Below are 22,003 nucleotides of genomic sequence, written 5' to 3'. Positions count from 1 at the left end.
CCACCGTTAGGTGGGCGGGCTTTTTACACTGTCTACTCAAAGGGGATATTATCAATAAGGGACTTTTTTAAAAAACTATGACCGATTTACAGAAGTAACAAGTATTCAACTGTAATGAATTAACCACGTTGCTTTAAATAAAGCGAGATAGGAATCAATGATCAAGCAGAGTGAACGATTAAAAGTAGAGCCGAAGGTGGTTTTAAAAATTTACTAATACAATATTTTTAGGAAAAAATGTTATTCTAATAGCTGGAATTGATTACCTGGGGGATTATTAATGAAACTATTTCGTCATCTAAGAATCTTGATTCAATGCTTTTTTGTGATGGGCTTTCTGTTAGGTTGCTCCCAAACTAACGAAACAGTTGAGGCAACTGAATTCAAAGAATATAAAAATAATAAGTTTTCGATATCTTACCCATTAGATTGGGCGGTTGTTGAGAATCCAAAAGACGGTAGTGTTGCGTTTAACTCCCTAAAGGAGAGCGATGAAGACTTTCATACAGAAAATATTATGGTAATGTCGACCACATTGCCTGATGAAGCTCGGTCACCCATGGAAAACTATAAAAATGGAATTATTGAGAAGATGAAGAAACAGTCTCCTGGGCTTGAAGTTCAAAATACTTCTAACCTAACTATTAATGAACTTTCAGCTCTTGAGATCCTATTTAAAGGAAAACGAGATAATGTAAATATAGCCTATAGACTAACTTTTGTGGCGAAAGGTAAAACGGGCTATGTAATAGGATTTGCATGCAAGGATGGAGATCTTGACAAATATGCTTCAACAATTGATAAAGTGAGAAACTCCTTCAAAGTCTTAGATTAATTTATCGTATTAGTTCATAAACAAATTAATAATAACTAAAGTTGCTACATGGAGGAATAGTATGGATATACCACGTCATCTAAGAATCTTAATACAAAGTTTATTAGTGGTGAGTTTACTTCTAGGCTGCTCCCAAACTAAAATAGCAGAAGAGACGAATGAGTTTTTAAAATATGAAGATAAAAATAATAAATTCACCATTTCATATCCAAAAGACTGGACTTTTGATACAATGCAAAAAAATGTAAGTGTTCTGTTTTATTCGCCAAATGAGAGTGAACAAGACGTTTATACAGAAAATATAACTGTAAAGGCGTTTGCATTGCCAGCGGAAGCAATATCTCCTTTGGAAAACAATAAGGATGGAATGATTGAGACTATTAAGAAGCAGACACCTGGTATTGAGGTTCTTAATAGTTCCAACATAACAATAAATGAGCTTCCAGCTCTTCAGATTCTTTTAAGAGAAAAGCGAGATAATGTAGATTTAACTCATCAAATGACTGTTGTATTTAAAGGTGAAATGGGGTACGTACTAGGATTTACCTGCTTAGATGGAGATCTTGACAAATACTCTTCAACAATTGATAAAGTGACAAACTCTTTTAAAATCTTGAATTAATATATTGGATCGTAGGATACCTAATAAGAAATGCCCCCATGACAGTAAGGGGACTTTCATTAAAGAGCAGCTAGCTAAGAAGAAGTAGTTTGGATTTGAGATGTTGGACCCGGGTATATTACATCATAAAAAAGTGGCAAGAATGATTGCGAAAATAGAGGGGGCTTCCTAATATAGAATCAGGACATGTTGCAGATGTGACTCAATTTGCTCACTTCCTAAAATTAAAAAGATGAAAAATAAAAGGCAATTCTTCCAGCAGTGAATCAACTATCTTGCCATAATAAGCAATCCATAAGAAAAAAAGATCCATGCGATCAGCAATGATCCAAAAACTGCATTTCGCCTATAATCCTTCTTGTTGACAATTTTCTTCATAATAAATGTAAAGTTAACAAAGAACAAAATAGCCAGAATAGGGTTAAGGTACAATGCAGATAAAGCAAAGAATACCATATTACTCACCTCATCCAAATTATACCATATCCTTCCGGAAGATTATCAATATGCGCAGATTGAATCAGTATGCTGATCATACTCCTTTTCTGTTCCTCGATTTTTGTTTCCCATGCACAGTTTGCTTTACTACATGTTCACGTCTCCAAAGATGTCGACGCTTGTCCAAATGCCAAATAGTCAAATTTTCGAGGAAAATCGGTTAGTCTGCATATGCCTCGTAAATGAACCAAGCACATACAAACTAACCACTCCACTACCAAGTAAGTAACATAAGGTACTTTTCAACTCAGACTCTATACAATCGTAACAACATAAAACACAAACTCCCCGCAATCCCCACTATCCCAAGGCCTACAATACTTCAAAGAAATCGACGTTATTCCTCGCCGCAAAGCCTGGAAGGACATCACCTGATGCCCCTCTTGCCCAATACGAGCTGGCGATGGTGGAGGAACAAAATGATTCGCATGCAACGATAAAAAGCGAGCATCCACCGGATTAGACAAGTCCCACTGATAGCCGGTTGAGGGATTTGCCACTAGCGTAATCGTGAACAAGTGGCCCTCTTGCGCTTGTAGTGTATACGTTGAGGTCTTGACCACTGGTCTTCCATCCTTCCTTTAGATGAAGTCGATACCCATTTTCCATACCATATGAATAAAGCGTGATAGCTGCTAACGACGAAACAAGCAGTAATAAATTTAATTTCATGTATTTCATGTGATTCAGTTCGTTTACAAGTAGTGGAATTACTTGATACATCTATCATTTTCCGAAAATATAACGATAGAAAATAGCCATGATACGTACAATGTTCCTAATTAATTTGAAACAATTAGTATGATCTGGAAAGGAATATGCAAGATGCTGGCGAATAAGTAGGGACAAAGACATATATTGTCGAAATGTCTGATGATATTTGTAATCTTTATTACCTAGTCGTTGTTATGACTAGAAGTATCCCAAAGAGAGTGGAATCTCTGTTGCTCGCGTGCATGTAGGTACATTTCCCAGCACTTCCAGGTTGCGCAGATTATCTCTCGCTTGGAAGAAGCTTTTTCTTTGTGTTCATACTTGCTAGGAAAGGGAAAGGAAAATTGATGGAGAGCATTGCAGATTTATTTAAGAAAAAAGAGTACTACCACGCATTTCAACCCATATGTCAACTCCCTGAGAGAAGTAGAATAGGGTATGAAGTATTACTTCGCAGTAAAACGGGGACCCATCCAGAGGCATTGTTTTCTTTGGCAAAGGAAAACAAAAAGCTGCCAGAACTCGACGCTCATTCCCTGCATTATGCGCTCTCGACTTTTTTTCATTCGTCGATCGAACACAAAAACGAGCTTTTATTTGTGAATATTTTTCCTTCTACCATCATAGAAGACACATTTCCTAGCTTCATTCAAAAGATCGCTCGTTCCTTTCGTCCCTTTTTGAACCAAATCGTTTTGGAAATTAACGAATCGATTATGGAAGGAGAATGTTGGAGCGAACCCATTTTTACACGCCGCATAGCTGAATTGAAAAAGATAGGGTTCTTAATTGCATTGGATGATGTGGGAGATGGCGCGAATATATTCAGTAAAATTGAAGATATTTCGCCTGATTACATAAAGATTGATCGTTTTTTTTCGCAAGAGCTCTCAAGTTCATTAGAAAAGCAAAAGACTGTAAAATTGTTTGTCGATTTTTGCAAAGATGCACCTCAACTCATTCTCGAAGGAGTTGAGGAAGAAGAGGATTTTGCTTGTGCTTCTTTATTGGGCGTTGCAATCGGCCAGGGATACTTGTTTGGTAAACCAGGCAGTTTGCCGGACGAATAAGAGGGCAATGCAGAATTGGAGGAATTTTTATGGCTAGTGATAACAACGTATATTCTCGGAAAGCTACGCTTTCCTTAAAAATATCCGAGTTTGAAGTCCCTCCGATGCAGGATCTGTTGATCATCGGGCGGAAAGCACCAATTGGTCCTGAGGCTGTAAGGAGAATGGCGGATGCACTTTCACCAGAGCAGTTTACTTTACTGAAAATGAATCATCCAAAGATTGAGGCGGTTTTGCTAAGAAATACCCTTTTACAAATGATTGATGAAAAATTGTTGATGAAAATCATTCTGGAAGAGGCAGAGCGTATGATTAGCGACTCTATGGTTCTGCGATCTGAGTTAAAAATAGCATTGTCTGTGCAACGAGAGGTGGACCTCTTATGAACATCTCCGACATCATGACGACGACGATTTGTACCATCACCTCTGACAAAAGTGTCTCTTATGCGGCGGAGCGAATGAACGAATCTCATGTTGATTCGTTAGTTGTCATGGATCACGGAGAGGTAGTGGGAATGGTTACGACGAGAGACGTTTTGTCAGCTCATCCAAACCGAATTGTTGCCGATGCCATGAGTAGTCAGCCGTTCTATCTGTCAGCCAATCACAATGTATGGGAGGCCTATCACACGCTTCATCAAGAACAAAATGGCCTTGCTTTGATCAAACAAGAGGATCAACTGATTGGATTCATTACAAAAGAAATCGTAGAGATGAAAATAGCAGAATATCGAGACCCATTATCGGGTTTGTATCGCGCTCCATACATCCAGTTTATTGGGGAAAATTTTTTAAAGGAGCGAAAACCTTTCCATTTGCTTTTTATCGATTTGAACGACTTTGGCCGAATTAATAAGCTGCATGGACATCCATTCGGGGATGATGTCATTCGCACCTATTCTTCGGTCCTCTCTTCTTTGGCTGAAGAACAGGGTGATTACTTATGTCGTTATGCAGGGGACGAGTTTGTTTTGATCTCTACGATTTCCGATAAACAGATTGAGGAATACATATCGCTCATTACACGTCCAACCAACGTTCTGGATATCTTCGTATCTGCAGCTGTTGGTCATGTGAACGGGTACGATACACCAGACTTCTTCGCCAGATCCTGGCGGGAATTAATCGCTGAAGCAAGCTTAGGCTCCTCAGCTGCCAAATTATCCAAATCACTTTCTTCCACGGTCGGATAGGAAAAGTATAGTTTGCCAGCAATGCGCATACACTTTTGGACAGGCTAAGATCTTTCTTTGCAACCAATTATTTTATGGTACGTAATAAATATTGTGAATAGATCGATATGAGGAGGCAATGACATGATTGTAACGACTACCAGCATGATCCAAGGAAAAGAAGTGGAAGAGTATCTGGATATCGTCAGTGGAGAGGTAATCATGGGCGCAAACGTAGTCCGTGACTTTCTCGCAGGGATTACGGATATCATCGGAGGTAGAAGCGGCTCGTATGAGAGCAAGCTCTCAGAAGGTCGTGAACTGGCCTTGCGTGAAATGAAAGAAAAAGCACGGGTATTAGGTGCAAATGCAGTGATTGGGGTTGATCTCGACTTCGAAACATTGCGAGAAGGTATGATGATGGTTATTGCCACAGGCACTGCTGTCCGAGTGAAGTAAGCCGGTAAACACCCGGCTTTCTTTTTTTACCGGAAGCGGTCGTAATACATAGCAAGCAGGGAGAAGTGAGCATGCAAGTACAAAAAACTCTTCAGGATTTATCGAATAGAATAAATGACCAGCCACAAGGGATCGTTGGATTACATGCGGTTTATCATTTTGTCCTAAGTGGAGAAGAGGGGGGCACCTACGAGATTGTTTTTGCCGATAATCAGTCGGACTACAAGATGGGTGTGACAAGGGAAGCAGGCTGCAAGCTGGAGTTATCAGACAAAGATTTTATTAAACTCGTAGAGGGACGTTTGAATCCCACCGTTGCTTTTGTAACGGGAAAGCTAAAAATTAGCGGAGAAATGGGACTTTCATTTAAATTACAAACAATCTTACATCACTATCAAACGAAAAAATAACGAAAAAACTAGTCAATTCTTTAAAAGTTGCGTTAAAATATGACCAAACAATGACACCTACTCTAACACCAAACGAGGGGAAACATGCGCCATATTTGTTCATTGATTGCGATTGTAAGCCAACTGGAAGAACAATCTGTGCGTTTTGATTTTTATCAAGAAATCAGACGACCCAAGCCAGAACGTCAGTTATTAAAGCATCATGCACAACTACCGCGTCATTATTTCGATTATTTAATTCATTCAGGAGTATTGGAAGTGGAAACAGATGCCTCTTATCAACCGGGGAAGATCATGCCTGCTTCCATCGGTATGAACATACGCTCGCTCGGCGGAAACGTATTGTTTGACATGTGCTTTGCTCCGCAAACATATAAATTGTGGCAAAACACAGATGCAAGTATAGAAGACCTTTCTCTGCCTGCAGATATATTTGAAGAATACGTCTATCGCTTAGGGGCAATCAGTCGCTTTCGCTATTTAGGTCGAATCGATGATCCCGTGACAGCAACAAAACTAGGTGAGAACGATATGATTGAATTCAAACGCGACTTTCTTTATTCAAAGACGGGAATTATTAAGTCTATTGTGGCGTTTGCGAATTCAAACAACGGGAATTTATTTTTAGGTATTACAGATGAGGGGACAGTGTGCGGGATTGATCATGAGATCGAGCAGTATGGAGACCCGGACAAATACATTCTTGCTATTACGCAATACATCCAAGATAAGACGTCACCGTTTGTGACCCCTTTCCCAAAAATTTCATTGAAAAAAATAGATGGGAAAACAGTGGTAGCTATCTTTGTAGAAGCCTCATCAGATTTGATTTGTGGTTTGGAGAAAAACAATGAAAAGTACGTGGTGATTCGTACGAACAATCGCTCCGTTATCGTGAAAGATCCGCACCAAATTGGTGAAATTTACGTGAAACGAAAGCTTGGCAGTGAGATCAGCCGTCGATTGGGACTTCTGTAGCGTTATCTTACAGGAATACACGAGGAGGGTTACTGCGTGATATCGTCTTTACGTACGTGTCTACTGGTTATGATGGTGAGTACCTTGTTCGTCACTGGCTGCGCACAGTCAGGTAAGGTATCTGATGACATGAAAGATCATATCGAGACAGAGCTTGGTGCGGTTGAAAAAGTAACAGTCATGTCAACGGATGGTCAGGAAGTATTATTGGACTTGCGCTTGTTTTTGCAAGAACTGTCCGGACAAGGACGAGATTTACAAATATCATCCGAGCCTTTAAAGCAAGAGGATGTACGTTTTACGCTTGTCCTCTACCGAACACAGCAGGCTCCACTTGTCGTGACAGTGGGGGAGTCGGCAAGTGAGTTTGGAGGACACACTTATCGTGGAGCGGGTGCCAGCTATTTTTATCAGTGGGTAAACAAGTTAACTGGCAAAGGAGTGCTCTCACAAAACATTCAAAGCGTACGCTTAGCGGCAGAGGACCTTGGTCAGGCGCGCGTGTTGAACGAATCAGAAGCAGAATACATCAGGAAAGTAATGGGATCGGCAGTCCCAGAGGTGGACAGTCGCAGCAAGCAGTATCCACTCTACCCGAACTATCGGATGAGAATAAATTCTGCTGACAAGCCGGTGGAAGTGGCCATTTTGACGCCGACGCTGATTGCTGTCCCCTTTGGGAGAGAAACGTTTTTCTTTCACGTAGAGGGTAGCCTATTTTCGCGGTTAACAGAATGGATGCCGCCAAGCAATCGTAAGGAAGATAGGTTCGATCAGTTATTTAAATCTACACAGATTCGCATTACAGCAAATGGCGCAATGAACGTTCAAGACACAGAGTTGGATGTCACCCAAACGACAATCGAGCAAGGAATTGCCCATCAATCCGTCCGATTGCTAAAAAGTGGAGATCCACTTAATGTTCCACCGAAAGATCCGGGTTCAAAACAATACGAACTTCATTTTTTTGTGAATGATACAGAACAGAGAATTGAAATATATCCACGTTACTTTAAGTATGATCAAACTTGGTATATCCACGATGAACTCGCTGAAAACGAGTGGAAAATGTTTCAATCTCTACGAAAATGAGGAATACCCTCATGAAGTTTCGCAATTCTGGTCACGATAAAAAGAACATATTACTACCACTTTTGCAGTTTTTGTCGTAGAATAGTTACGTTGCACTGATAGTGGAGGTTATGACCGGAAAAAGACAGACGTCTTTGAACCGGTCTAAAAGCCTGCCGATCTTTATCTGCCATAGGAGGATGGAGAATGAACATTCATGAGTATCAAGGTAAAGAGATACTTAAGCAGTACGGTGTAAAAGTTCCTGAAGGACGCGTAGCTTTCACAGTGGAAGAAGCTGTTGAAGCAGCGAAAGAACTGGGCACCCAAGTAAACGTAGTAAAAGCGCAAATTCACGCTGGTGGCCGTGGTAAGGCTGGCGGTGTAAAGGTTGCAAAAAATCTTGATGAAGTTCGTACATATGCCAGCGAAATTCTTGGCAAAGTACTGGTTACTCATCAAACAGGACCAGAAGGTAAAGAAGTTAAGCGCCTTCTTATCGAGCAAGGCTGCGACATCAAGAAAGAATACTACGTTGGTGTAGTTGTTGACCGTGCTACTGGAAGCGTTGTAATGATGGCTTCCGAAGAGGGCGGTATGGACATCGAGGAAGTAGCAGCAAACAATCCAGAAAAAATCTTCAAAGAAGTAGTTGATCCAGTAACAGGTCTGAATGGCTTCCAAGCTCGTCGCCTGGCTTACGCAATCAACATTCCAAAAGAATTGATTAACAAAGCTGCCAAGTTCATGATGAGCTTGTACCAAGCTTTTGTTGATAAAGATGCTTCTATCGCTGAAATCAACCCACTGGTTGTAACTGGCGATGGTGAAGTAATGGCACTGGATGCGAAACTGAACTTCGACAGCAACGCTCTCTATCGTCACCCTGACATCGTAGCTCTGCGCGATCTGGATGAAGAAGATGAGAAAGAAATCGAAGCTTCCAAGTTCGATCTGTCCTACATCGCACTTGATGGTAACATCGGTTGCATGGTAAACGGTGCAGGTCTGGCGATGGCAACAATGGACATCGTGAAATTCTACGGTGGAGACCCTGCTAACTTCCTTGACGTTGGTGGCGGAGCTACTGAAGAGAAAGTAACGGAAGCGTTTAAAATTATTCTCCGTGACGAAAAAGTAAAAGGTATTTTCGTCAACATCTTCGGCGGCATCATGAAATGCGACGTTATCGCAAACGGCGTAGTGAATGCAGCAAAACAAATCAAATTGGACAAACCTCTCGTTGTACGTCTCGAAGGTACAAACGTAGATTTGGGTAAGAAAATCCTCAATGAGTCCGGTTTGAACATCGTAGCTGCAGAATCTATGGCTGATGGCGCTGAGAAAATCGTATCCTTGGTAAAGTAAGTTATCTCGAGTAGATACGTTACTCAGTGCTGAGCGACCGCGACTCTTCGGAAAGTTTTCATGCGCTCCGGAAATTTATAAGCTGAGCTTATAAATTCCTACACGTTAAAAAAGGTGGGAAAATTACGCGATGAGTATTCTCGTTAATAAAAATACAAAAGTAATTACGCAAGGGATTACGGGTGCAACTGGTCTGTTCCACACTCGCGGAGCCGTTGAATACGGTACACAAATGGTGGGCGGTGTAACACCTGGTAAAGGTGGAACCGAAGTTGACGGTATTCCAATTTTTAACACAGTAAAAGAAGCAGTTGAAGCAACTGGTGCTACTGCATCCGTTATCTACGTTGCTCCTCCTTTCGCTGCTGACGCGATCATGGAAGCAGTTGACGCTGAACTGGATCTGGTAATCTGCATCACAGAAGGTATCCCAGTTTTGGACATGGTAAAAGTTAAGCGCTACATGGAAGGTAAGAAAACCCTTCTCGTAGGTCCTAACTGCCCTGGCGTAATCACTCCAGGTGAGTGCAAAATCGGTATCATGCCTGGTTACATCCACGTTCCAGGTAAAGTAGGTATCGTATCTCGCTCCGGTACCTTGACTTATGAAGCAGTTCACCAAACTTCTACTCGCGGCCTTGGTCAATCCACAGCTGTAGGTATCGGTGGAGACCCAGTAAAAGGTATGGAGTTCATCGATGTACTGAAAATGTTCAACGAAGATCCAGGCACTGAAGCAGTTATCATGCTGGGTGAAATCGGTGGTACTGCAGAAGAAGAAGCAGCTGAGTGGATCGCTGCTAACATGAAAAAACCAGTTGTAGGCTTCATCGGCGGACAAACCGCTCCTGAAGGAAAACGTATGGGCCACGCTGGTGCGATCATCTCCGGTGGTAAAGGTACAGCTGCTGAGAAAATCGCGAAGCTCGAAGAATGTGGAATTCGCGTAGCGAAAACACCTGCAGTTATCGGTGAAACGCTTGTTGAATTGCTGAAAGAGCGCGGTATGCTCGAGAAAGTAATGGGCAAGTAAGCATAAAGACAGAAGTGGACAGGCTTAGGCTTGTCCACTTTTTTATTTTTGAAGTAGCCTCTTTCTTTCGATAGAATAACTTTCAAAACCCGTCCCCTGTGACAATAGCGATCGGGATGAAGGAGGACTTCGGAATGGGAAAGGCGAAGCTCGACGAGAGAGACTGGCTGTATGTGTTAACGATGATATCGGGTTTGGGAAGAAAGAAAATCCGAGAAATCTTTGATATCACAGGTTCTTTTCAGGTTGCCATCGAAAATTGGCATGAACTGGCACAGGAGCTCAGATTGACTTCCTTGATCACTGGGCAGGTTGACAAGCAAAGCAATGAAGCTTCAGTTATGGCACTATTGGAAAAGCGTGAAGAAGAGGGAACACACTTCTTATGTCCTTTTGATGATGCTTATCCTGTCTCGCTCCGCAATATCCCCGATTCTCCATGGACGTTGTTCTATCGTGGCGATCACAAATTATTGGAAAAATTGTCGATTGGCGTCGTTGGTTCGCGCAAACGACACCATATGGAAGAGCGGGCTGTAGCTTTCTGGTCCGAGAGCTGGTACAAGCGGGTCTTGTTATTGTCTCAGGGGTAGCGTATGGAATTGATGCGGAAGCTCACCAAGCTACGTTGAAAGCAGGCGGTAAGACCATTGGTGTGCTCGGTTGCGGAATGAATCATGTTTATCCTTCTCGGCATCGAGAACTTTATCGCGAAATTGAATCTTTTGGCCTACTCCTTAGTGAATATCCCCCTCATATTCCACCTATTTCTGGATTATTTCCAGAGCGAAATCGTATCATAAGTGGACTTTCTATCGGAGTATTAGTGGTGGAAGCAGCAGAAAAAAGCGGATCCTTGATTACGGCAGACTGTGCACTTGAGCAAGGCAAGGAAGTTTTTGCAATTCCTGGCCCGATTTTTTCATTGATGAGTGCGGGACCGCATAACTTGATCAAACAAGGTGCAAAGCTAGTAACGTGCAGTAACGATATATGGGAGGAAATCAAACATCATTTTCCAGAAGTTGAGCAGATGCAGCAGGTCGAAAACAGAAAGGCAACCGATGTTATTCCCTTATCTAATGAAGAAAAAGCGATTGTAGAAGCCGTAACATATGATGGCATTCATCTGGATGAGTTAATGAGCAGTTTAGAAAAAGACCAACGCAGGATGCTACATCAACTGGTGATTCGTTTGGAAGCAAAAGGGGCCATCGTGGCACTTCCGGGTGGTTATTTTGCTCGTTGCTAGTGTTATTTCCAGATATTTGGTAATGTCTAGACGTACAAGTGTTTGACAAACCGGATAAGGGTATTTAATAATAGGGAAGATTCCTTACTAAAAGGGGAGGAAAAAAATGGCTGATACGCTAGTAATCGTAGAATCCCCTACGAAGGCCAAGACCATTGGAAAATACCTGGGTAGTAAATATATCGTGAAAGCGTCTATCGGGCATGTACGTGATTTGCCGAAAAGTCAAATGGGTGTAGACGTTACGAATAATTTTGAACCCAAATACATAACCATTCGCGGCAAAGGCGATGTATTGAAGGGCTTAAAAGATGCCGCTAAAAAAGTGAAAAAAGTTTATCTCGCAGCCGACCCGGATCGCGAAGGGGAGGCAATTGCTTGGCATTTGGCACAATACCTTGGGCTCGATTTGAATCAGCCGCTTCGTGTGGTATTTAATGAGATTACCAAAGATGCCATCAAAGAAGCGTTCAAGCATCCACGACACATAAACATGGACTTGGTTAATGCTCAACAGGCACGTCGCATTCTCGACAGACTCGTTGGCTACAATATTAGTCCAATTCTATGGAAAAAGGTTCGAAAAGGCTTGAGTGCCGGACGTGTTCAATCGGTAGCGGTAAAGCTTATCATGGATCGTGAACGGGAGATCCAAGAGTTTATACCGGAAGAGTATTGGACGATTGCGAGTACATTGATCAGCGACGGAAAAGAAATTAACGCTAAGTTCTATGGTTATGACGATGAAAAGGTGGAGCTTCATTCAGAAGATGATGTAGCAGCGGTATTAAAACGAATGAAGAACAAACCATACGTGGTACAAAAGGTAACCAAGCGTGAGCGTAAGCGCAATCCTGCACCTCCTTTTATCACGAGTTCTCTACAGCAAGAGGCAGCGCGTAAGCTGAACTTCCGCACTTCTAAGACCATGCGAATTGCTCAAGAGCTCTATGAGGGGATCGACGTTGGCAATAAAGAAGGCGCAGTTGGTTTGATTACCTATATGCGTACAGACTCTACTCGTCTATCTGCGACTGCACAGAATGAAGCAAGAGAATACATACTTGAGAAATATGGTCCAGACTATGTGTTAACTGAGCCACGCAATCAGGCGAAAAACGAAAATGCTCAAGACGCTCACGAAGCGATTCGTCCAACAGGTGTAATGCGTACACCGGATGAAATCAAGGAATACTTGTCGAGAGATCAGCTTCGCTTGTATCGATTAATCTGGGAACGTTTCCTTGCCAGTCAAATGTCATCTGCTGTTCTTGATACGATGAGCGTAGATATTGACGCAGGTGGAGTTACCTTCAGAGCAACAGGATCCAAAGTGAAGTTTCCTGGATTTATGAAGGTATATATTGAAGGAAGCGATGATAGTGCAGAAGAAGAAAGCTTTCTTCCGCCCATTGAAGAAGGACAAATCCTCGAACAAAAAGAAATCGAGCCGAGTCAGCACTTTACACAGCCACCACCTCGATTCTCTGAAGCGCGCATGCTTAAATCATTGGAAGAGATGGGGATTGGACGTCCATCTACCTATGCGCCTACATTAGAGACCATTCAAAAGCGGGGCTATGTGGCGTTAGAGGAGAAACGATTTGTTCCGACAGAATTGGGCGAGATTGTGATCACGCTTGTCGAGGAGTTTTTCCCAGAGATTCTCAACGTTGAATTCACTGCGCATATGGAATCAGGTTTGGATAATATCGAAGCAGGGTCCACCAATTGGGTGCAGGTGCTGGACGATTTTTATCACGACTTTGCAAAGCGTGTAGTTGTTGCAGAAGAAGAAATGAAAGAAGTAGAGCTGAAAGTCGAAGAGTCGGATGAATCATGTGAGCTTTGCGGCCGTGTGATGGTATATAAGCTTGGTCGATTTGGCAAGTTTTTAGCTTGTTCCGGATTCCCGGATTGCCGTAATACGAAGCCGATTGTAAAAGATATCGGAGTAAAATGCCCACAGTGTGAAACCGGAGAGATTATCGAACGTAAATCTAAGAAGAGTCGTATTTTTTACGGCTGCAATCAATATCCGGAATGTGAATTTGTATCGTGGGACAAACCGATTGCCAGACCTTGTCCAAAATGCTCTAGCATGCTCGTGGAGAAAAAGCGGAAGAAGCAAGGAGTTAGCATTGTTTGCACCAAGTGTGATTATCAAGAAGAGGCGGACTCCTAAGCAGCCTGATTCGATTTTGTAGTTTGGAGGATTAACAGCATGTCACAACCAACAATTACAGTAGTGGGCGCTGGTCTCGCTGGTAGTGAGGCAGCATGGCAAATCGCGCAGGCGGGTGTAAAAGTAAAGCTGTATGAAATGAGACCGAAGACACAAACGCCTGCACACCATACCGATAAATTTGCAGAGTTGGTATGCAGTAATTCATTGCGTGCTAACACGTTGACGAATGCAGTGGGTGTATTAAAAGAAGAAATGCGTCGACTGAACTCTGTCATTATCGACGCGGCAGATCGTTGCGCGGTTCCAGCTGGAGGCGCGCTTGCCGTAGACAGACACGAGTTCGCGGCTCATGTTACAGATGCCGTTCGTAATCATCCTTTAGTTGAGGTCATTTCGGAAGAGATTTCCGAAATTCCTGATGGGATTGTCGTAATTGCGACAGGGCCACTTACTTCTCCAGCTTTGTCTACAAAGTTAAAAGAGCTGACTGGTGAAGAATATCTGTACTTCTATGATGCAGCTGCGCCCATAATTGAGAAAGACTCGATTGATATGAACAAGGTATTCGTTGCTTCCAGATATGATAAAGGTGAAGCAGCCTACCTGAACTGCCCGATGACAGAAGAGGAGTTCAATCGCTTTTATGATGCGCTGATCTCTGCAGAAACCGTTCCATTGAAGGAATTTGAAAAGGAAATCTTCTTCGAAGGCTGCATGCCGATTGAAGTATTGGCAAAGCGTGGGCACAAAACCATGACATTTGGTCCCATGAAGCCAGTAGGTCTGATTGATCCACGTACAGGCAAAAAGTCTTACGCGGTTGTACAGCTTCGTCAGGATAATAGTGCTGCGACATTGTATAACATCGTAGGTTTCCAGACCCATCTAAAATGGCCGGATCAAAAAAGAGTCTTTTCACTCATTCCTGGGTTGGAAAACTGCGAAATCGTTCGTTATGGTGTCATGCACCGCAACACCTTTATCAACTCGCCAAAACTGTTGAAGCCTACGTATCAGTATAAAGATCGGGAAACACTTTTCTTTGCTGGTCAAATGACTGGCGTAGAAGGATATGTAGAGTCAGCAGCATCTGGCCTGCTTGCGGGGATAAATGCAGCACGACTCGCAAAAGGAGAAGAATTGATCGAGCTTCCGCCAGAAACAATTATGGGCAGCATGGCTCGTTATATTACAACGGCAGATCCAAAGCATTTCCAACCAATGAACGCAAACTTCGGATTGGTACCGGAATGGCCAGAAAGAATCCGAGACAAGCGTTTGAAAAATGAAAAGCTCGCTGAGCGGGCGCTAGATACAATTCAGAATTTTACACAAGAACGACACAATTAACATTGATATCCGATTTTCGTCTGTGTTACTATATAGGTGCTTCGAGGAGGGTGCATCCCGTATGGAAATTTCGCAACAAAATTCTGCGGATATTGAGATGTTTACCCGCTACTTGCGAGTTGAAAAAAACGCCTCTCCTCATACGGTGAAGCAGTATGTGGCAGATATCAGCGAATTTGTCTCCTTTATGGAACAGCACCAAATCACCGTATTTGCTGCTGTTTCTTATTTGCATGGTCGCTCCTTTCTCGCGCAATTGGCTGGCAGGGGGCTTTCCCGGCGAAGTATTGCCCGCAAGCTATCCAGTTTGCGTAGCTTTTACCGATTTCTGTTGCGTGAAGGTCAACTGGAACAAAATCCATTTCAACTAGTCTCCACTCCCAAAATGGAGAAGAAACTTCCTTCCTTTTTATATCCGCAAGAAGTTCAAGCTTTTTTCGATCTGCCTGATACAACCACTCCATTGGGAATTCGTGATCGGCTGATTTTTGAACTGTTGTATGCAAGTGGCATGCGTGTTACGGAGCTCACCACTTTATCTGTAAGTGATGTGAATCTGAGCATGGGAGTCGCCTTGGTTTACGGAAAAGGAGCGAAAGAACGATATGTGCCGGTTGGAAGTTATGCCTGCGACGTTCTTCGGCAATACCTAGAATACGGAAGAGAAAAACTGTTGGCTGGAAAAGTAGAACACGGCAATTTGCTGGTTAACTATCGGGGAGAACCGTTATCCGACCGCAGTGTTCGGCGGATTGTAGACAAATACGTAGATACGTACGCTCTTCAATTGCGGGTTTCACCACATACCTTTCGTCATACGTTTGCGACCCATATGTTGAACGGCGGCGCTGATCTGCGTACCGTACAAGAATTACTGGGACACGTCAATGTTTCGACGACACAGGTGTACACCCATGTGACCAAAGAGCGACTTCGGCATGTATATGACACCGCTCACCCACGAGCAAACCCGGGCAATACAGGTTCCGCCAATCGGACATAACGGGAGGAATCAGTGATGGAACAGTTTCACGCAACAACCATATTTGCTGTACAGCACAATGGTTCTGTAGCGATGGCCGGAGATGGTCAGGTTACTTTTGGCAACAGCATGGTAATGAAGCACGGTGCCAAAAAAGTAAGACGTCTATATCGCGGCGAAGTTTTAGCAGGATTCGCTGGCTCTGTTGCTGATGCCATTACGCTTTTTGAGAAGTTTGAAGGAAAGCTGGAGGAGTATCACGGCAATCTGCAGCGTGCGGCTGTAGAGCTGGCGAAAGAGTGGCGCATGGATAAAATTTTGCGTCGTTTGGAAGCCATGATGATTGTTGCCAATAAGGAACATTTGTTGCTTATTTCCGGAAATGGCGAAATCATTGAGCCTGATGATGGGATTCTTGCAATTGGTTCAGGTGGTAGCTTTGCCCTTGCAGCAGGTCGTGCATTGAAAACATATGCGCCGGATCTCGGCGCACGTGAAATTGCGGAAGCATCGCTTCGTACCGCTGCTGAAATTTGCGTGTTCACAAACAACAATCTTGTTGTGGATGAGTTGAATTGAGCGAAAGGGAGGAACCTACTGTGCTGAATCTTGAGCAATTAACCCCGCGTAAGATCGTAGAGCATTTGGATAAATACATTGTCGGGCAGGCACAAGCCAAGAAAGCTATTGCTGTAGCGCTTCGCAACCGCTATCGTCGCAGTCGTTTGCCAGAGCAAATGATTGAAGAGGTTGTTCCAAAAAACATCTTGATGATCGGACCTACTGGTGTTGGAAAAACGGAAATTGCACGTCGGATTGCAAAACTGACAGGTGCTCCTTTTATTAAAGTAGAAGCAACGAAGTTTACGGAAGTCGGTTATGTAGGTCGAGATGTGGAATCGATGGTCCGTGATCTGGTGGAAGCTTCTATCCGTACGGTCAAACAGGAAAAAGTAGAGTCGGTGAAAGAGAAAGCTGAGAAGCTTGCGAATGAAGCGATTGTGAACGTACTGGTCCCATCTCGCAAGCAGTCGAACTCGTTCAAAAATCCGTTAGAGATGTTCTTTGGTGGACAGCAGCAACAGCAGCAGGATACCTCTGATCAAGAAGAAGTGTCGATCCAGCAGCAACGCAGACAAGTCATGTGGCAATTGACGAATGGCCAGTTAGAAGAGCAAATGATTGAGATTGAAGTCGAAGATCAATCACCTTCGATGTTTGACATGTTCCAGGTTCCGGGTACAGAACAAATGGGGATGCAAATGCAAGATATGCTCGGTAGCCTAATGCCTAAGCGGATGAAGAAACGAAAATTGCGAATAAAAGATGCGCGAAAGGTATTAATTCAGCAGGAAGCGCAAAAACTGGTGGATATGGACGAAGTTACGCAGGAGTCAATTCGTCGAGCTGAACAACACGGTATTATCTTCATTGACGAAATTGATAAGATTGCGGGTAAGGATGGGCGTGGCCCGGATGTATCCCGTGAAGGGGTCCAGCGTGATATTTTACCGATTGTGGAAGGCTCAACTATCATGACCAAGTATGGTCCTGTCAAAACAGATTATGTTCTGTTTATCGCAGCTGGTGCTTTTCACATGGCAAAACCATCAGATTTAATTCCTGAATTGCAAGGCCGTTTTCCGATTCGGGTGGAACTGACTAGCTTGCGCGTTGAAGATTTTGTCCGAATTTTGACTGAGCCTAAAAACGCGTTGCTTAAGCAGTACGTGGCCCTCTTGGAAACAGAAGGTGTGCGTATTGAATTTACACCGGAAGCCATTCAGGAACTCGCTCGTCTCGCTGCTGAGGTCAATCAGAGCACAGATAACATTGGTGCTAGACGATTGCACACCATATTGGAGAAGCTACTGGAGGATCTCTCTTTTGAAGCCCCAGAAATCCACCTAGAAGTTGTACAGATTACCCCCGATTATGTCAAACAGAAATTAGGTACAATCGTGGGGAACAAAGATTTGAGTCAATATATTTTATAAACATTGGATAGGCAGCACATATAATTAGGAGGAAATAGAGATGGATCTACTGTCAAAAACAAGAAGAATTAACCGCATGTTGCAAAAATCTGCGGGTCATGCCGTGAACTTCAATGAAATGTCCCAAGTTTTGAGTGACGTTATTGAAGCAAATACTTATGTTGTAAGCCGCAAAGGAAAACTTCTCGGTTTTGCGATTCATCAAGAGATGGATAACAGCCGTATGCGCAAAATGCTGGAAGAGCGTCGTTTTCCAGAAGAGTACAGCATGGGATTACTGAAAGTAGATGAAACATCTGCGAACCTGGATGTAGATAGCCCATACACCATTTTCCCAGTTGAAATGAAAGAAGTATTCCGCACAGGTTGGACGACGCTTGTTCCAATTATGGGTGGAGGAGATCGTCTTGGTACGCTGATTTTGGGTCGTATTAACGATCAATTTGTCGATGACGACTTGATTCTTGCAGAAGTAGGGGCAACTGTAGTAGGTATGGAAATCTTGCGCGAGCGTTCTGAAGCCATCGAAGAAGAAGCACGCAGCAAAGCGGTTGTACAAATGGCGATTGGTTCCCTCTCTTATAGTGAGTTGGAAGCAGTTGAACATATCTTTGAAGAACTCGAAGGCAAAGAAGGCTTGCTCGTAGCCTCCAAAATCGCGGATCGCGTAGGGATTACTCGCTCCGTAATTGTAAACGCACTGCGCAAGCTGGAGAGTGCGGGCGTTATCGAATCCCGTTCTTTGGGGATGAAAGGTACCTTCATTAAAGTGCTGAATGAAAAGCTGTTGCCTGAGCTGGAGAAGCTCAAAACCTCGTAATATACCTTGCCAAAAGTTACAAGAAAGTAAACAAAAGGTGTAGCAACTCATGTTGCTGCACCTTTTCTCATGGGACTTTATTCCTATTTATAACGAAAAACGACACATTATTACCATAAATTATATGTTGATTTTGAATGCATTCATTGAGATTTGTAATGCTTTGAATATGGATTCCTTGTAAAAAGCAGTAAAAAAACAGGAAAGATAAGGGATTTAGTCCCATTGAATCATTTTGAAAAACGACATGAAAAGGGGCTTTTTTGTCCAAATTGATTTTGCTATGATTGAATCGTATTAGGGTGTCGAAAATACAGGAAATATAGGTGGTTTTAGGGAAAGTAATTGACTCATATTGGGGGAGAAGGAAAAATGCTGGATAGTTACCATCTGCAGGTCCTGGAGAGATCACTCGACGCTGCAACATTGCGACATAGAACGATCGCTAACAACCTTGCCAACATAGACACCCCTCAATTCAAAAGTCAACAAGTCATCTTCGAGAGCTTTTTGCAAGATGAGTTGAGCGCAAGAGCGGGAAATGGCAAGTTAGAAGCGTATCGGACCAATCAACGACACATTCCGTTTGGAAATGCAGGGGGCGTTGCAGTACCACAGGTTGTGTCCAATCCGAATAACTTCATTCAGAACAGTGGCAATGATGTTGACTTGGAAACAGAAACAACAGAATTGGCCAAAAACCAAATTTGGTACAGCGGTTTAACGCAATTGACAGCAGGACATTTTCAAAAACTGCGCAGTGTAATTGATGGTGGAGGTAAATAAAGATGAGCTTGTTTCAAGGAATTAACACAAGTGCTTCTGCCTTAACAGCTAACCGCTTACGATTGGATACGATTGCTTCCAATATTGCGAATGCGGAAGTCACTCGAGGAAACTTCGTAGATGGCGCCTGGCAGCCATATCGGAGGAAAATGGTGGAGTTGTCCCCTCAAACAAATGGAACATTTGATAACTTCCTACAAGCAGCCGTGGGGACGGTCTCAGGAAGTCGGGGTGGACAAGGTGTGAAGGTTACAGCGATTCAAGAAGACAATACTCCGTTTAAGCGAGTATTTGATCCATCTCACCCAGATGCAGATCAAGACGGGTATCTCTTGATGCCGAATGTCGACCCGATGAAAGAGATGGTGGACATGATCTCCGCATCAAGATCATACGAAGCCAACGTGACAGCACTGAACGCTTCCAAATCGATGATGCTAAAAGCATTGGAAATCAAGTAAAGCGGGTGACAGTAAGGAATGGAAATGAGTGCAATCTCCCAACTAACGTCAATTCGTACACCGAGTGTGAACAAGCCAACCCCAGCAGAAGTTTCCCAAGAATTCTCATCGTTTCTATCGGATGCCATGAATAAAGTAAATCAGGCGCAAGTAGAATCGTCGAATCTTGCCGACAGGTTTGCAGCGGGAGAAATTACAGATTTGCACCAAGTGACTGTTGCAGGTCAAAAAGCTTCCGTGATGCTACAAATGACTATGCAGGTCAGGAACAAGATGATTGAGTCTTATCAAGAAATCATGCGCATGTCGATTTGATCGTTGTTGGTATCCTTTGAGAGGTGAAACATGAACGAACGTTTAGCAGTATACAAAGACCAGATTACGTCAAAATGGAACCAATTTTCCAAGAAACAAAAATGGATGATTCTCGGTATTTCGCTCTTCCTCTTGATTTCTCTTGGTCTATACATATACATCGCTTCTCAGCCGGTGTACAAACCACTTTACAACCAAAGATTGAGTGAACAAGAAATCGGGACTATCAAGCAAGAGTTGGAAACTTCACAAATTCCATATCGAATCACGGGGAATGGTACAAGTATCGAGGTTCCAGAAAAAATGGCACAAGATGTCATTGTGGATTTGGCTGCACAAGGTATTCCGAGTCAAGCAGGAATTAATGCAGAAATTTTCTCGAGTACCCTTGGAGTTACAGATCGTCAATTTGATGTCATGAAGAAAGAGGCTTTACAACAAGAGCTGCGCAAGATGCTGGAACGTGTAAAAGGTGTACGCTCCGCACAAGTGATGATTACATTGCCGCAGGAAAGCGTTTGGGTGACGGAGACTCCGGATACAGCGACGGCTTCCGTTATCGTCGATGTTGAACCTGGAACAACGCTTGATCAAAAGCAAATTAACTCGCTATATCTGCTTGTTTCCCGAAGCGTTCCGAAATTGCCGATGGAAGCGATTGCGATTACAGACCAGTATTCCAATCCGCTAGAACGTTCCGAAGGCAATGAAAACGAAGGCACATTGAGTAGCTTTAAGCAACAGGAAACAATCAAAGCAGATGTTGAAAAGAAAATTCAACAAAACCTGTACAACTTGTTGGGGACAATCATGGGACGCGATAAAGTCATTGTCCATACGTTCATCAAAATGAACTTTGACAAAGAAAATCGCGTAGAGAACATAGTTGAGGCACCTGACAAAGAGAATAACGAAGGACTTATCATTTCTTCTCAAAAATTATCAAAAGCCTTCTCTGGACAAGGTCAACCTCCAGGGGGAATTGCGGGAACCAATAATAATGCAGTTCCGAACTACCCCGGGGCTACCCCTCAAGGAAGTAACAGTCAATACGAAGAGTTGAATGATACGATTAATCGTGAAGTAAATCGCATCACAAGAAATGTTACATCAAGCCCGTATAAGATCGAAGACATCACAATCAATGTTGGAGTAGAACCGCCAGTTGGTGGAACGTTGGATGCTGCTACGCTCGAGAGCATCAAACAAGTGTTGCGCAATGTTGTTCGTGTCACTTTAAGTGATCAGGTTTCTGATTTAACGGATGCTGAGTTGGACAAGCATATTTCTGTACTCCCTCGACAGTTCTCAGGAAAAGCTGAAATTGAGAATTCGAGTGCACTAAGTCCTGCTGTTCTTTGGACAGTTGGTGGTATTGCAGTCTTGGCACTTGCTGCTGTTGCTTTCCTCGTTTATCGCAGACGCAGTCTAGCGAAGCAACAACAAGAAGAAGAATTGCCAGATTTGCTGACCCCGTTAAACGCGGCCGAAATACCAGACTTGATTTACCAAGAAGATGGAGACCAGGTAGTGGTCAGAAAGCAACTTGAAAAATTGGCGCGAAGCAAACCAGATGAGTTTGTTGTTCTGCTTCGTACTTGGTTAGCAGAAGATTAAGGA

At 43.1% G+C, this 22,003-nt stretch carries 22 protein-coding genes and 1 pseudogene; 22 read left to right on the top strand and 1 reads right to left on the bottom strand.

The features are described 5' to 3' along the window. Positions 1–280 precede the first annotated feature (280 nt). Both ACQ5DJ_RS17750 and ACQ5DJ_RS17745 read left to right on the top strand, forming a co-directional pair. Entirely contained in the window at positions 281–835 is a 555-nt protein-coding gene (locus tag ACQ5DJ_RS17750) for a PsbP-related protein (RefSeq protein WP_429843632.1), read from the top strand. 61 nt (positions 836–896) lie between these two features. Continuing rightward, positions 897–1,457 carry a PsbP-related protein gene (locus ACQ5DJ_RS17745; RefSeq protein WP_429843631.1) on the top strand — a complete coding sequence of 187 codons (561 nt, stop codon included), beginning with the start codon at positions 897–899 and terminating at the stop codon, positions 1,455–1,457. A 752-nt stretch (positions 1,458–2,209) separates the two neighbouring features. Here ACQ5DJ_RS17745 and ACQ5DJ_RS17740 read toward each other — a convergent pair. Next, positions 2,210–2,518 (bottom strand): protease inhibitor I42 family protein, encoded by a 309-nt coding sequence (locus ACQ5DJ_RS17740; RefSeq protein ID WP_429843630.1) that lies wholly within the window; start codon positions 2,516–2,518, stop codon positions 2,210–2,212. A gap of 498 nt (positions 2,519–3,016) precedes the next feature. On the opposite strand from ACQ5DJ_RS17740, the gene ACQ5DJ_RS17735 reads away from it, so the two are divergent. The 20 genes and pseudogenes from ACQ5DJ_RS17735 to fliF all read left to right on the top strand — a co-directional run bounded on the left by ACQ5DJ_RS17735 (position 3,017) and on the right by fliF (position 22,000). Beyond that, a complete protein-coding gene (locus ACQ5DJ_RS17735; RefSeq protein WP_429843629.1) occupies positions 3,017–3,739 on the top strand; it encodes an EAL domain-containing protein in 723 nt (240 codons plus the stop codon). A 29-nt stretch (positions 3,740–3,768) separates the two neighbouring features. Beyond that, positions 3,769–4,125 carry a hypothetical protein gene (locus tag ACQ5DJ_RS17730; protein ID WP_017249346.1) on the top strand — a complete coding sequence of 119 codons (357 nt, stop codon included), beginning with the start codon at positions 3,769–3,771 and terminating at the stop codon, positions 4,123–4,125. Next, positions 4,122–4,934: a GGDEF domain-containing protein gene (locus tag ACQ5DJ_RS17725; protein WP_429843628.1), complete on the top strand. Its 813-nt coding sequence runs from the start codon at positions 4,122–4,124 to the stop codon at positions 4,932–4,934. Before ACQ5DJ_RS17730 ends, ACQ5DJ_RS17725 begins: the two co-directional genes overlap by 4 nt. Before the next feature lie 123 nt (positions 4,935–5,057). After that, positions 5,058–5,372 carry a YbjQ family protein gene (locus ACQ5DJ_RS17720; protein WP_048033469.1) on the top strand — a complete coding sequence of 105 codons (315 nt, stop codon included), beginning with the start codon at positions 5,058–5,060 and terminating at the stop codon, positions 5,370–5,372. A 71-nt stretch (positions 5,373–5,443) separates the two neighbouring features. Then, positions 5,444–5,782 (top strand): SCP2 sterol-binding domain-containing protein, encoded by a 339-nt coding sequence (locus ACQ5DJ_RS17715; RefSeq protein WP_429843627.1) that lies wholly within the window; start codon positions 5,444–5,446, stop codon positions 5,780–5,782. Between the two features lie 84 nt (positions 5,783–5,866). Beyond that, the gene (locus tag ACQ5DJ_RS17710) at positions 5,867–6,760 is read left to right on the top strand and encodes an AlbA family DNA-binding domain-containing protein (RefSeq protein WP_429843626.1); all 894 of its coding nucleotides are present in this window, start codon (positions 5,867–5,869) and stop codon (positions 6,758–6,760) included. Positions 6,761–6,796: 36 nt separating this feature from the next. Then, entirely contained in the window at positions 6,797–7,852 is a 1,056-nt protein-coding gene (locus ACQ5DJ_RS17705) for a hypothetical protein (protein ID WP_429843625.1), read from the top strand. 186 nt (positions 7,853–8,038) lie between these two features. Beyond that, positions 8,039–9,199 carry an ADP-forming succinate--CoA ligase subunit beta gene (sucC, locus tag ACQ5DJ_RS17700; RefSeq protein WP_007719385.1) on the top strand — a complete coding sequence of 387 codons (1,161 nt, stop codon included), beginning with the start codon at positions 8,039–8,041 and terminating at the stop codon, positions 9,197–9,199. A 130-nt stretch (positions 9,200–9,329) separates the two neighbouring features. Then, entirely contained in the window at positions 9,330–10,232 is a 903-nt protein-coding gene (gene sucD / locus ACQ5DJ_RS17695) for a succinate--CoA ligase subunit alpha (RefSeq protein WP_007719376.1), read from the top strand. Positions 10,233–10,348: 116 nt separating this feature from the next. Continuing rightward, positions 10,349–11,484 (top strand): annotated as a pseudogene (gene dprA, locus ACQ5DJ_RS17690) (DNA-processing protein DprA). Between the two features lie 106 nt (positions 11,485–11,590). After that, positions 11,591–13,669, top strand: a complete 2,079-nt coding sequence (gene topA, locus ACQ5DJ_RS17685) for a type I DNA topoisomerase (RefSeq protein ID WP_429843624.1) — start codon at positions 11,591–11,593, stop codon at positions 13,667–13,669. A 39-nt stretch (positions 13,670–13,708) separates the two neighbouring features. Then, positions 13,709–15,022: an FADH(2)-oxidizing methylenetetrahydrofolate--tRNA-(uracil(54)-C(5))-methyltransferase TrmFO gene (gene trmFO, locus ACQ5DJ_RS17680; protein WP_429843623.1), complete on the top strand. Its 1,314-nt coding sequence runs from the start codon at positions 13,709–13,711 to the stop codon at positions 15,020–15,022. Between the two features lie 61 nt (positions 15,023–15,083). Then, positions 15,084–16,025, top strand: a complete 942-nt coding sequence (gene xerC, locus ACQ5DJ_RS17675; RefSeq protein WP_429843622.1) for a tyrosine recombinase XerC — start codon at positions 15,084–15,086, stop codon at positions 16,023–16,025. A 15-nt stretch (positions 16,026–16,040) separates the two neighbouring features. Continuing rightward, positions 16,041–16,583 (top strand): ATP-dependent protease subunit HslV, encoded by a 543-nt coding sequence (gene hslV / locus ACQ5DJ_RS17670; RefSeq protein ID WP_017249336.1) that lies wholly within the window; start codon positions 16,041–16,043, stop codon positions 16,581–16,583. A 20-nt stretch (positions 16,584–16,603) separates the two neighbouring features. Beyond that, the gene (gene hslU, locus ACQ5DJ_RS17665) at positions 16,604–18,001 is read left to right on the top strand and encodes an ATP-dependent protease ATPase subunit HslU (RefSeq protein WP_429843621.1); all 1,398 of its coding nucleotides are present in this window, start codon (positions 16,604–16,606) and stop codon (positions 17,999–18,001) included. A gap of 40 nt (positions 18,002–18,041) precedes the next feature. Beyond that, positions 18,042–18,821 carry a GTP-sensing pleiotropic transcriptional regulator CodY gene (gene codY / locus ACQ5DJ_RS17660; protein ID WP_016743316.1) on the top strand — a complete coding sequence of 260 codons (780 nt, stop codon included), beginning with the start codon at positions 18,042–18,044 and terminating at the stop codon, positions 18,819–18,821. A 372-nt stretch (positions 18,822–19,193) separates the two neighbouring features. Beyond that, on the top strand, positions 19,194–19,607 hold the full coding sequence (gene flgB / locus ACQ5DJ_RS17655) for a flagellar basal body rod protein FlgB (RefSeq protein WP_429843620.1): 414 nt from the start codon (positions 19,194–19,196) through the stop codon (positions 19,605–19,607). Positions 19,608–19,609: 2 nt separating this feature from the next. Next, positions 19,610–20,068, top strand: a complete 459-nt coding sequence (flgC, locus tag ACQ5DJ_RS17650) for a flagellar basal body rod protein FlgC (RefSeq protein ID WP_429843619.1) — start codon at positions 19,610–19,612, stop codon at positions 20,066–20,068. Positions 20,069–20,086: 18 nt separating this feature from the next. Next, complete coding sequence (gene fliE, locus ACQ5DJ_RS17645; protein WP_429843618.1) at positions 20,087–20,383, top strand: flagellar hook-basal body complex protein FliE; 297 nt, start codon at positions 20,087–20,089, stop codon at positions 20,381–20,383. A gap of 30 nt (positions 20,384–20,413) precedes the next feature. Next, positions 20,414–22,000 carry a flagellar basal-body MS-ring/collar protein FliF gene (gene fliF, locus ACQ5DJ_RS17640; protein ID WP_429843617.1) on the top strand — a complete coding sequence of 529 codons (1,587 nt, stop codon included), beginning with the start codon at positions 20,414–20,416 and terminating at the stop codon, positions 21,998–22,000. Positions 22,001–22,003 lie beyond the last annotated feature (3 nt).

Source organism: Brevibacillus sp. FIR094 (genome assembly GCF_050477165.1).
Classification (GTDB): domain Bacteria; phylum Bacillota; class Bacilli; order Brevibacillales; family Brevibacillaceae; genus Brevibacillus.
This window is presented reverse-complemented; position numbering and strand designations above follow the sequence as displayed.

Bases quoted from the DNA above. Each gene is read 5' to 3' on its own strand.
- xerC (WP_429843622.1), top strand. From the start codon at position 15,084: ATGGAAATTTCGCAACAAAATTCTGCGGATATTGAGATGTTTACCCGC.
- ACQ5DJ_RS17735 (WP_429843629.1), top strand. From the start codon at position 3,017: ATGGAGAGCATTGCAGATTTATTTAAGAAAAAAGAGTACTACCACGCA.
- topA (WP_429843624.1), top strand. From the start codon at position 11,591: ATGGCTGATACGCTAGTAATCGTAGAATCCCCTACGAAGGCCAAGACC.
- ACQ5DJ_RS17715 (WP_429843627.1), top strand. From the start codon at position 5,444: ATGCAAGTACAAAAAACTCTTCAGGATTTATCGAATAGAATAAATGAC.
- codY (WP_016743316.1), top strand. From the start codon at position 18,042: ATGGATCTACTGTCAAAAACAAGAAGAATTAACCGCATGTTGCAAAAA.
- hslV (WP_017249336.1), top strand. From the start codon at position 16,041: ATGGAACAGTTTCACGCAACAACCATATTTGCTGTACAGCACAATGGT.
- ACQ5DJ_RS17745 (WP_429843631.1), top strand. From the start codon at position 897: ATGGATATACCACGTCATCTAAGAATCTTAATACAAAGTTTATTAGTG.
- fliE (WP_429843618.1), top strand. From the start codon at position 20,087: ATGGAAATGAGTGCAATCTCCCAACTAACGTCAATTCGTACACCGAGT.
- fliF (WP_429843617.1), top strand. From the start codon at position 20,414: ATGAACGAACGTTTAGCAGTATACAAAGACCAGATTACGTCAAAATGG.
- sucC (WP_007719385.1), top strand. From the start codon at position 8,039: ATGAACATTCATGAGTATCAAGGTAAAGAGATACTTAAGCAGTACGGT.
- sucD (WP_007719376.1), top strand. From the start codon at position 9,330: ATGAGTATTCTCGTTAATAAAAATACAAAAGTAATTACGCAAGGGATT.
- ACQ5DJ_RS17730 (WP_017249346.1), top strand. From the start codon at position 3,769: ATGGCTAGTGATAACAACGTATATTCTCGGAAAGCTACGCTTTCCTTA.
- ACQ5DJ_RS17720 (WP_048033469.1), top strand. From the start codon at position 5,058: ATGATTGTAACGACTACCAGCATGATCCAAGGAAAAGAAGTGGAAGAG.
- ACQ5DJ_RS17725 (WP_429843628.1), top strand. From the start codon at position 4,122: ATGAACATCTCCGACATCATGACGACGACGATTTGTACCATCACCTCT.
- flgB (WP_429843620.1), top strand. From the start codon at position 19,194: ATGCTGGATAGTTACCATCTGCAGGTCCTGGAGAGATCACTCGACGCT.
- ACQ5DJ_RS17750 (WP_429843632.1), top strand. From the start codon at position 281: ATGAAACTATTTCGTCATCTAAGAATCTTGATTCAATGCTTTTTTGTG.
- trmFO (WP_429843623.1), top strand. From the start codon at position 13,709: ATGTCACAACCAACAATTACAGTAGTGGGCGCTGGTCTCGCTGGTAGT.
- flgC (WP_429843619.1), top strand. From the start codon at position 19,610: ATGAGCTTGTTTCAAGGAATTAACACAAGTGCTTCTGCCTTAACAGCT.
- ACQ5DJ_RS17710 (WP_429843626.1), top strand. From the start codon at position 5,867: ATGCGCCATATTTGTTCATTGATTGCGATTGTAAGCCAACTGGAAGAA.